Raw genomic sequence first — 10,443 nt, 5'->3', positions numbered from 1 at the left:
CAACGTCTTGCAGGGTTGTGGTTGTGCTGGACACACTTTCCACACCCTGCTGCTTCGTACGTGACGCTTTCTATGACACGCTCACCAAAGCAAGTTGACTACGCCCAGCCATTGGAGTAAGTCGACGTACGCTCGGTTATCTAACGGCTCTAGGGACTGGTGAGGGGATAGACTCTGTATGGCGTAATATCAGTTCGTACTCACGATCTTGATTACCATATCTGAGTACACACAGTGTACACAACGTATAAACACCATCTTGATCTGCTTCGACCTTCGCGGTCACTGTAGATGCGAAGTGGTTAGTTAGAAGCGAAATATGTATTATAAGCTCAGAAATATGATAGTCTAATGTCCATAGATTCCGAGAGGCAGAGCGATATTCTACTGATGCTCTTTGCCGTACAGTTTACGATACTTATTCTACTGGTTCCGTGGTTATGGCCACTTCTTCTCTTTCCGGCACTTCTCACGCTACACATAATGAAATCTGAGTATCACCGTCGATTGAACGAAGAACAACTCCGATAATTCCTCCGCCTGTCCCGATCATCACGCCCGCGTAAAACGCAGAGTCTTATTTGTTACAGTACAATCAGTTAGTAGATACGATCTTGATCACATCGCCCTCCTCGAGTTGATACTCCTCGCCCACCTCTCGGTTCGACTTCGCGTTGACCGCGTGGAGGTAGCCGTCGCCGATATCCGAATGGACCGCGTAGGCGAGATCGACCGGCGTCGAGCCGTCCGGCAGGAGGAAGGCGTCGGGGAGGACGTTTCCGCTGCCGTCGGACCACTTCGAGGCGTCCTCGACCGGGTAGGCCGTGATGTGGTCGAGTAAGTCGTAGACGGCGTAGTCCAGCGCCGACTGGACGCCGGTGCCGTCCCACTCGCCCATCGTGTCGGCGAGGCCCTCGAGGGCCTCGCGCTGGGCGTCGTTGACGCCGTCGCCGATCGCGAGGGACTCGTCGCCGGGATCGTAGTCGACGAGGCCGTTTTCCGCGGCGCGGCGAAGCGCGAGTTCGCCCTCAGCCGTCGTGGGTATCACAGGTTTGTCGAGTTCGAGCAGTTTCTCGACGTTTTCCTGGGGGGCGACGTCGATCTTGTTCGCCGCGACGACGATCGGTTTGGTGCGCTGGCGGACGTCACGCGCGAGCGCCTCGCGGTGGTGGTCCTCCCACTGAATCGGGTCCTCGGGGTACTCTAGATCCCGCAGGACGATCGCGATCTGTTTCGGCGAGGCACCGAACCCCGAGAGCATGTCCGCCAGGGCCTCATCGATGTCGAAGTCGGGCGAGCGGGACTTGCGTTCGACGGACTCCCAGTTGTTCTCGACGATGCTGGCCAGCCAGAGGTCCATCTCCTCCTCGACGAAGTCGATGTCTTCGAGCGGGTCGTGCTCGCCGATGTCGACAGGTTCGCCCTTCTCGTTGGTCCCGCCGGAGGCGTCGATGACGTTGACGATCACGTCGGCGTTGGTGAGTTCGTCGAGGAACTGATTCCCCAGCCCTTTCCCCTCGTGAGCGCCGGGAACCAGCCCTGCCACGTCCAGCAGTTCGACCGGGACGTAGCGCTTGCCGTCCTCGCAGTTGTCGGCGGTACAGCGCTCCTCGCGCTCGAGGCAGGGACAATCGGTGCGGACGTAGCTGACCCCGCGGTTGGCGTCGATGGTCGTAAAGGGGTAGTTCGCGACGTCGACCTCGGCCATTGTGGCCGCGGTGTAGAACGTGGACTTGCCGGCGTTTGGCTTTCCGGCAAGCGCGATCGAAAGCATGGCTCAGGCTAGCAGACTCCGAGAAAACTACCTTTCGATCCGGGACGCTGAACGGCGGCGGTCACGCGATGGCAGCGTTCGGACGCGTTGACCCGTGAGACGGTGCTGACGGACGCCTACGAGGTGCCGTATGCGGCGGCCACAGTTCGGGGCATCCCGCTGTTTCGCCGTTCGAACACTCGCTATCGGCCGAAGCGCTGAACTTGGCTGACTGGGACAGTCACATATTCAATGGGTGAACAGCTACACGCCGAGTTCGAGCGCTCGAGTGGATACTCGATCACGCCGTTTCTCCAAGGGTCGGAAATCGATGCGGACGGCCGAGTCGAGATTAGCATCTTCGTTTCGGGCGACGGATCGATCGGCGAGACCGACCTCGACGCCTTTCTCAAGCAGGATCGAATCGATCCGGGCGAGCGGATCGAACTCGGCGTCTTTGTCTCGGGTATCGATCGGATTGAGAAGAACGAACTCAACGTGTTTCACGAAGCCGACGAGGTGATCGACGTCGAGAACCCCGGTACCGTGAGGCGAAACCTGGAACCGCAATCGGCTGGCGACGAGGACGGGAGCGATTCCAGCCGAGACCGTGACGGCTCGCCGAACGGCTCCGACCACGTCCATCCGGTCGTCTTTCGAGACGAACCGGCAGCCGAATCGTCCGACTACGCACTGGAAGGGAAGTCACTCGAGGGAAACACGGACGAAAACCCGGCCTACATCTTCGAGATCAACACGCGAAAGCGAGCCCCGGCGGGGGAGTACTCGGTTCCGATCGTCTTTACGTATCACTCCGACGACGGCGTCAAACAGGTCAAACACGTTCCGTCGGTCCGGATCACCAACCGACGAGAACGGTGGCTGCCCCGACTCGCTCGCGGGACCGCGATCATCGCGCTTCTCGTCGCTCTCTGGGCGCTCGTCCAGTTCGGCTTCGCTCCGCCGTTCGTGTGAGAGCCGGTGTCTTCACGAGAAGGTCCCGGCAGCCTTTCGATTCATACGGTTTACTGTAAGTCATTTCCGGCGCAACCGCGATCCGGGCGGCGGTTGCACCGGTAAATCGTTACGGCAATCCGTATCAGAGTTCGAGCGCCATCATCACTTCGTCCGCGTAGTGACCGTTGAGTTTGTAGTGGTCCTCGCGGATCGCCTCGGTCTCCCAGTCGTGTCCCTCGAGGAACGCGATCGCCTCCTCGTTGCTCGAGGGGACGCTCTGGTAGACCCGCTCGTACCCGTTGGAGCCCGCCCACTCGAGGCCCCGCGAGAGGAGGTGCGAGCCGATACCGTGGCTGCGATAGTCCTCGAGGACGCCGACGGTGAGTTCGGCAGTGTGAGACAGCTTCTCAAGTTCCGGCGCGTGCAGGTGGACCCAGCCGACGACCTCGTCGTCGACGGTGGCGACGAAGAACATCCGAGACTCGATCTCGTTGTGCCGCAACAGCGCCTCCTCGTGGTCGATCTCGTCCGCGACGCTCTCGGCCTCGATGTAGGTTTTCTCCTCGGCCACCTGTCGGATCGCGCCGACGATCCCCGAGAGATCCTCCTGTCTGGCCGGCCGAATGTGGAACTCGAGATCCTCCGAGACGTACTCCTCCTCGGCCCCCGCGGCGATCGTCACCCGGAGTTTGCCGTCCTCTTCCTCGAGTCGGCCGTCGCGTTTCAGGATCGCAACGTGGTGTCGGAAGCCGCTGGGATCGGTTCCGAGCGTTTCCTGTACGTCGTCCGGGTCCACAGCACCGTGGCGTTCGACGTACTCGTAGATCGCTTTTCGGTCGGTGTGGCCGAACTCGAGCGGCTCGTTCGATGACATGGTATGGAATACCATCCCATGATACTTAACCCTTGGCTGACTGGACGCGGTCGTGTTCGGGGCTCTGTCGGTTGTGTCTCCGAAGTCCATCCGGAGGCGGTCACCGACCAGTTTTCGACCGATTCGGCCGGAGTGCCACGGGGACGGACGGGAGAGCGGATCACTGTCTCGACGGCAGCGAGTGCTCCACATCAGCGGCATACGGGTTGCTGTTCGTCAGCACCACAGGCAACCACGGCCCGGTCCGCGGTTGTCCCGGCACATCGGTACAGCAGTCCGTAACAAACAGTGGTGCCCAGCACGTGCCGGTGACTTAATGACCCAACACGTGAATCCGGACGGACTTCCACCAGCGGCGTTTCCAAACGGATACGTGAGTTCGCCGTCGATCCACTATCGGATCGAAACGACAGGTGTTGCTCACGTAACTTCATGATTGGTACGGATGTGGCGGTTGCTGGCTGTGCGCTTGCCCTCACGGTAGCGGTCGGACTGGTCGCCCACGAGTGCGCCCACGCCCTGGTCCTTCGACTCGCCCGCGTCGACCACACCATCTCCTACTTCCCGGACCGAACAGACGGCATCGTCGGTCTGCTGGCGAGTTGTCCGTGGGCGGTCGTTCGCCCGCATCTGACCGGCCGAGAACCGACCTGGGTACTTCGGGTGGCGGCACTCTCGCCGTTGCTCCTCGCCGTCCCCGTCCTCGGGGCCGGGATGAGCGGCGCCGTGACAACCGAGACGCCGATCGTTACGGCGATCGCGATCGGCTGGCTCGCCTGCTCGATCCCCAGCCCACAGGACTTCTCGGTCGTCTTTTACGCCCACCGGGTCCTCGAGCTCGAAACCACCCCCGAATCGAACGCGGCGGCACCCGCTTCCCGCGCCGACTGACGGTCGTCGCTTCGCCGCCGCGTTCTCGCCGGTTGTCGCTCGAGTGACTCACTGGGTGTTGATTGCCGGTTGTCGACTCTCGACTCTCGAGAGTTGAATACCCGGTCCGTGACCCTTCCATCTCGTTGATACCGATGGTGTTCTCCGCGGCGAGAATATCGGCAGCAGGTTATTTTGCTGCGAGTCGTGTATAGTATCGATACCAGTGGAATGACTCCTTCGCTCTCGCGCTGGCAGATCGGGACGACGGTTGCGATCCTCGTGCTATCGATCGTTTCGACGCTCCTCGGGCTGTTCCGTCCGGGACACTACGGGGATCACCCCGAGTTCCTCACGGCGCTGTACGTTCAGGACCTCACGATCCTGCTTGTCGGCGTCCCGGTGCTGGCGATCGGACTCTGGTTCGCTGCACGCGGCTCGCTTCGCGGATACCTTGTCTGGCTCGGCGCGCTCTCCTACATGACCTACATGTGGGCATCGATCACATTTTCGGTGGCGTGGAACGAGTTTTTCCTCGGCTACGTCGCCCTGTTCGGACTCTCGCTGTTCGCACTCATCAGCGGCTTCGCCGGTATCGACGAAGATCGAGTCTACGACGAGATCCACGGTCGCGTCTCACCCGTCGTCTACAGCGGGTTCCTCTGGACGATCGCCCTCGGCCTCGCCCTGTTGTGGTTGGGGGATCTGGTGCCACCGTTGATAACGGGGACTCAACCCACGATCGTTGACGAACTCGGTGAACAGGCGACGGTCAGTCACGCGATCGATCTCGCCGTCGTGGTTCCGGCACTGGCAATCTCCGGCTACTGGCTCTGGCAGCGACGTCCGTGGGGATACGTCGCCGGTGGCGTCGTTCTCCTGCTCGGCGCGCTGCTCACCCCGTCGATCACGGGAATGACCGCCGTGCTGGTCATAGAGTGCGAGATAACCGTCTCGGTGTGGGTAATCGTGTTTACGATGCTCCCGCTCGTCATCGCGGCGGCGCTGGCCATCAACTACCTGCTGGCGTTTAGTGGAAAGAACCCGCCTCAACCGGCCGACGAAATGCGGGCGCCTGACGAACCGGATGCGTAGCCGTTCACCGCGGGATCCCTTTATTGTGGTTGCGAGGGTAGTAGCTCGAGATTCCCCATGTCAACATTCCTCGTGCTCTACGGAACCGGTGAGGGACAGACGGAGAAAGTCGCAACTCGCATCGGTGACGTGCTTATCGACCGCGGGCACGAAGCCACGACGGTGGACGCGAACGAGGTCTCCCCGAATTTCGCCATCGACGACTTCGACGCGGTCCTCGTCGGCGCGTCAATTCACGGCGGCAAGCACCAGCCGTCCGTCCGCGAGTTCGTCACAGCTACCCGCGACTCGCTGGCGACGAAACCGACCGCCTTCTTTCAGGTGTCGCTGTCCTCGGCCGACGAGGGCGGGGAAGCCCATGCGGCCGGCTACGTCGAGGAGTTCATCGAGGCCACCGACTGGCATCCCGATCGAATCGGCCTGTTCGGTGGCGCGTTGCGCTATACGGAATACGGGTTCCTGAAGCGATTGGTCATGAAACAGATCGCCAAGCGGAAAGTGACCGAGATGCCCGACGCAGACTCGGCGGGAGACATCGAATTCACGGATTGGGACGAGGTCGAAGCGTTCGCCGCCGACGTTGCCGCGTTTGCTGAAGGGCGACTCGGAATCACACCTCCTGTTGCTGACGACCGAGCAGGACTCGAATGAGCGAGCAACGTGACACGACCGAACCGTTCCCGATACAGCGGCGGGGGACCGTCGACGCGATGCGCATGGCTGGCCGGCGAAGCGTCGTTCACGGACTCGTCGAGTTCGACGTCACCGAAGCCCGCCGGCGCATTCACGACCGAGAGGAGCAAACGGGCGAGGAACTCTCGTTCACCGCATTTCTCGTGCATTGTCTGGCTCGAGCCCTCGAAGATCACCGCCACATCAACGCCTACCGTGACTGGCGGGGGCGGATTATCCAGTTCGATGATGTTGACGTGATGGTTCTCATCGAGGTTGAACTCGATGGCAACCGAATCGGCGTTCCGCACGTCATCAGAGCGGCGAATCGACGGTCACTCCAGTCGATTCACGACGAGATTCGGACAGTCCAGGCGGATCCAGACGACCGACAGCAGCCAGGGTTGGCCCCCCTGGCCTTCCGCCTCCCCGGTCCTGTCCGGCGACTGTTCTTTCGACTCCCGCAGTGGTTTCCTCGACGCTGGAAGCGTATCGGAGGCACTGTCGCGGTGAGTTCGGTCGGGATGTTCGGTACTGGTGGTGGGTGGGGGATCACGCCGACAAACTACACGCTTCAACTCACGGTTGGCGGGATTGGCCAGAAGCCTGGAGTCGTAAACGGCGACATTGAACCCCGCGAGTACCTGTCGCTCACGGCGACGTTCGACCACGACGTCGTCGACGGCGCACCGGCAACTCGGTTCGTTCAACGGCTGAAGGAGCTGGTCGAAGAGCCCGAGACGCTGTAACGGTATTCGTCGCAACCGGCCTACTGCGGTCGCTGCTGGTGTGGCCAAGCCGACCGCGTCCGAATCGAAAGCGGAAACTGAACGAGATTCCAGTATCCGAAGAGTAGGGCCAGTATGACGTGCCAGGCGAGGCTCAGTTCTGCAACGTAGAGGGGACTACCCGCAGAGTCCGCGAACTTCGGAGTGCGAAAGACCGCTGGTACCCCAACGAAAACGGTGATGAGGGCGATCCAGTTCCCACTCGAGAAGATTTGAACGTCGTCGACTCCCGCTCGGCAGGACCGCTCTCGAAGGCAGGAAGCGCTTCGTCAAGAGAACGAGTGACAACGATCGCGGTCTCGGTTTCCAGTCGTGCAAGTGTTCGTCGGGACGGGTTTCATCGTCTGCACCACGCCGCGTTAACGCGTTGATTCGGAAGAAAGGGCCCGTCGTCCATTCTTTCGAGATGACGGATTTCCGTATGTAGGCCGTTATTGATACTGCCGGACAGCAGTCAATACGAAGCCGATCGTGAATTCGGAGTCGTCGCCGACGATGACGACCCCAGCAAAACGATCGGCTTCACGTCGTTCTGTCCAACAGTATGAGCTGTTGCTCTTCTTTCGCCCCAGGGAAAGGTGGACTGACAGCGTCCGTTAAATGACCCCGATCAGATGGGAGCAAGCGCTTCCGGAAAGGAGACCGTCAGCGCTAATCGAAGGTAAACGAAATGACCGAGTCCGATACCGACGAGCCGAACAGTGATTCGAATGATGAGCCAAACGCCGGCGATACAGTCGATCACCAGCATACTGAACACGGAACGTCGTTCGATCGGTGGGCGAAACAGGTGTGGGCGGCCGGATCGTACGCTGATATCGCTCCGAAATACCTCTCCATGAGCGGCCGCCTCGTCGAACGCACCGCCGTTTCCGCCGCCGACGATGTCCTTGATATCGGTTGTGGGACAGGGAGCGTCGCCATCACCGCGGCCCGACGCGATGGGCACGTAACGGGACTGGATATCACGCCCGAACTGTTAGAACGCGCTCGAACGAACGCAGACAGGGCTGCTGTGGAGGGGATTTCCTGGCGGGAGGGGACCGCGACTGACCTCCCCTTCGCGGAGAACGCGTTCGACGTTACGCTATCCAACCTCGGCCATATGTACGGCGATCCACCTGATACTGCAGCCCGCGAATTGCTCCGGGTGACGCGTTCTGGCGGTCGAATCGGGTTTACGTCGTGGACGACAGCCAGCCTGTATCCGTCGATGGCCGGTGTGGTTACGTCCGTTTTAGCGCCGGAAGACCTCCCGGACTTTTCGGAACCGCCGTTCCTGTGGGGGGATCCTGGGACGGTCCGAGAGCGACTCGGTTCGGCCGTTCGAGAGCTCGAATTCGAAACCGACACCGTACGGTACCCGGCGCTCTCGCCGGAGCACTTCTGGCACCAGATGGCCACGAATTCCGGCACGTTCATCGAGGTGCTCGATTCGGTGGACGACGAGGAGGTCCCCGGACTTCGGGAGCGGGTGATCGAGACGATCGAACCGCACTTCGACGAGGAGCGGAACGCGGTCGAACTCGAGTATCTACTAACGACGGCGTCGGTTACGGGATCGGAGTGATCTCACCTGGGTCGATCCGTTCTCCCAAAGCCGACGTAGGGATGGCGGCTTAAACGGACCCCGTGGATTGGGAGTCAAACCGATCGACGGAACGACCGTACGCGTTTCCATGACGGACGACCCGTGTCCCTGCTGTGGTGGTATCGGCAACTCGAAGGCCGAATCCGAACGATCCGCGAACCGATGGATCGCGGATGCGTCCGCACTTGAGGCGGAACTGCCCCCGGAGTTGCAGTCGGCGTTGGGCCGATTCCTCGGCGTGGAGTCGATCGAGACGTTGGGCGAGTGGGCTACCGAAGTCCGAAACCGGACGGCCGGCGGTTCGATCACCGTTGACGATCTCTGCCTGACAGACGAAGAGACAGTCCATCGGGGAGCGGTCGGCGACGAGCGGTATCACTTCGCGTGCTTTTACGACGCAGTGATACTAGCCGCCCTGTCGGAGCGGCCGGTTGACATTCGGACGACCAGCCCGGACGGGACGGTTATCGAGGCGCGCGCCGTCGGAACGGAGGAACTGACGGTACGGCCCGGCGAGGCGGTGTTCTCGTTCGGAATCGACGACGCCGTCGCGCCGCCGGCCGACGGGGAGGAGCCGTCGCTCGAGCGCGGCTATGCCGCGATTTGTCCGTACGTCAACGCGTTTCCGAGCCCGGCCGCTTACGAGGGGTGGGCGAGGAGCGTCTCGGCCCCGACCGTTGCGATGCCGCTCGACGGTGCGACGGATCTGGCTGCCGAACTCGTCCGGCGATGAGATACCCAGCGTGAGCGGGGCCATCGATCGGGTGCGGAATTCGGTCACTGGAGGAACTGCGCCAGTGCGTTCCGTTCGGCACGCTGGAGGTGCTCAGAGACGGTAGAGGGATCGAGCGCTAGTTCGGCAGCGACATCCTCGGTCGATACCTCCCGCGGCACTTCGTAGTAGCCCATGTCGAACGCGGTCCGAATCACCTCCTGTTGACGGTCGGTTAAGGCATCTACCGGGTCATCGCTGCCGTCGTAGGAACCGAGTTTCCGGAGGTCGGGTGAGACTCCGGCTGCTTCGTATTCGCTGATCGTTTCGGCGATCGTTTCCTGGGGGCCGACGAGCGAGATCGTTGCGCTCCCGTCGTCCAGTTCGGGATCGCACGTCCCGATCAGGTCCTCGACTTCCTCAGCGAGGCTCTCCGGAAGTTCCGGCGCAGTAAACGCGATCACGTACAGGTAGCCACCGTCCGTTTCCGCGACGCGTTCCCACTGATCAACACAGTCCAGCGCCGATAGCCGGTCTTCGTCGTACCGGGATTCGACTTTCACCTGTACGATGGCCCCGGTCCCGTGACAGGCCAACTCCTCGAAGTCTCGAATCCCCGCCTCGCGACCGAGGGCGATGAGCTCCTCGATTCCCATCGCGCCGAACTCCCCGTCGCCGATGGTTATGTTAGCCTCTCTCATGGCCTTAGTCGGGGACTCCATCGAGTGGCCAGTAAAGTGTTGTGCCCAGCATACTGGGAGGTGACACTCGGCTCGCCCGGTACGTCGCTCCGCCATCGGATCGGGCGCCTTCGAACGACGGAAAATCGCCCCGTCGTACCGAGATTACGCGACTTACACGCCCTCAAAGTTCGCCTGAACGGCTGTTCGGTGGACGAATATAAACCCGCCCAGTATATCCGGAGCAATCGACCTCGGTCTGTCTCCCGTGTGTTCGGTTGCGGTTCGACCTAACCGGTCCAAAATCGGAGGTTCGGTACTATGCACGGAGGACCAATAGACCCTGAAGGAATTCGAAACACGCACAGATTCGATCCGGAGCATCCGGAACAGCGACCGTTCGTCGGTGGGGCGCTCTTCGTGGGATTACTCGCTGCGGGAGTACTGGTGA

At 61.3% G+C, this 10,443-nt stretch carries 10 protein-coding genes; 7 read left to right on the top strand and 3 right to left on the bottom strand.

Annotated elements, in window-relative coordinates; translation table 11 throughout:
- Window positions 1–595 precede the first annotated feature (595 nt).
- Complete coding sequence (locus GS429_RS04225) at window positions 596–1,774, bottom strand: redox-regulated ATPase YchF (protein WP_160063024.1); 1,179 nt, start codon at window positions 1,772–1,774, stop codon at window positions 596–598.
- Between the two features lie 231 nt (window positions 1,775–2,005).
- Here GS429_RS04225 and GS429_RS04220 point away from each other — a divergent pair, with 231 nt between their 5' ends.
- Window positions 2,006–2,728 carry a DUF8164 family protein gene (locus tag GS429_RS04220; RefSeq protein WP_160063022.1) on the top strand — a complete coding sequence of 241 codons (723 nt, stop codon included), beginning with the start codon at window positions 2,006–2,008 and terminating at the stop codon, window positions 2,726–2,728.
- A 124-nt stretch (window positions 2,729–2,852) separates the two neighbouring features.
- Here the strand turns inward: GS429_RS04220 and GS429_RS04215 are convergent, their stop codons facing one another.
- Window positions 2,853–3,584: a GNAT family N-acetyltransferase gene (locus tag GS429_RS04215; protein WP_160063020.1), complete on the bottom strand. Its 732-nt coding sequence runs from the start codon at window positions 3,582–3,584 to the stop codon at window positions 2,853–2,855.
- 432 nt (window positions 3,585–4,016) lie between these two features.
- Here GS429_RS04215 and GS429_RS04210 point away from each other — a divergent pair, with 432 nt between their 5' ends.
- The 6 genes from GS429_RS04210 (at window position 4,017) to merB (ending at window position 9,333) form a co-directional block, all read left to right on the top strand.
- Window positions 4,017–4,475 carry a hypothetical protein gene (locus GS429_RS04210; RefSeq protein WP_160063018.1) on the top strand — a complete coding sequence of 153 codons (459 nt, stop codon included), beginning with the start codon at window positions 4,017–4,019 and terminating at the stop codon, window positions 4,473–4,475.
- 210 nt (window positions 4,476–4,685) lie between these two features.
- Entirely contained in the window at window positions 4,686–5,549 is an 864-nt protein-coding gene (locus tag GS429_RS04205; protein ID WP_160063016.1) for a hypothetical protein, read from the top strand.
- A gap of 57 nt (window positions 5,550–5,606) precedes the next feature.
- Window positions 5,607–6,200 (top strand): flavodoxin domain-containing protein, encoded by a 594-nt coding sequence (locus GS429_RS04200; protein ID WP_160063014.1) that lies wholly within the window; start codon window positions 5,607–5,609, stop codon window positions 6,198–6,200.
- On the top strand, window positions 6,197–6,970 hold the full coding sequence (locus tag GS429_RS04195; protein ID WP_160063012.1) for a 2-oxo acid dehydrogenase subunit E2: 774 nt from the start codon (window positions 6,197–6,199) through the stop codon (window positions 6,968–6,970). The genes GS429_RS04200 and GS429_RS04195 overlap by 4 nt, the downstream gene beginning before the upstream one ends.
- Window positions 6,971–7,679: 709 nt before the next feature.
- A complete protein-coding gene (locus GS429_RS04190) occupies window positions 7,680–8,579 on the top strand; it encodes a class I SAM-dependent methyltransferase (protein ID WP_160063010.1) in 900 nt (299 codons plus the stop codon).
- Window positions 8,580–8,688: 109 nt separating this feature from the next.
- Window positions 8,689–9,333 (top strand): organomercurial lyase, encoded by a 645-nt coding sequence (gene merB, locus GS429_RS04185; RefSeq protein WP_160063008.1) that lies wholly within the window; start codon window positions 8,689–8,691, stop codon window positions 9,331–9,333.
- A gap of 44 nt (window positions 9,334–9,377) precedes the next feature.
- Here the strand turns inward: merB and GS429_RS04180 are convergent, their stop codons facing one another.
- Window positions 9,378–10,013 (bottom strand): helix-turn-helix domain-containing protein, encoded by a 636-nt coding sequence (locus GS429_RS04180; protein WP_160063006.1) that lies wholly within the window; start codon window positions 10,011–10,013, stop codon window positions 9,378–9,380.
- Between the last annotated feature and the right edge of the window lie 430 nt (window positions 10,014–10,443).

This window comes from Natronorubrum halalkaliphilum (genome assembly GCF_009834785.1).
Classification (GTDB): Archaea; Halobacteriota; Halobacteria; order Halobacteriales; family Natrialbaceae; genus Natronorubrum; species Natronorubrum halalkaliphilum.
This window is presented reverse-complemented; position numbering and strand designations above follow the sequence as displayed.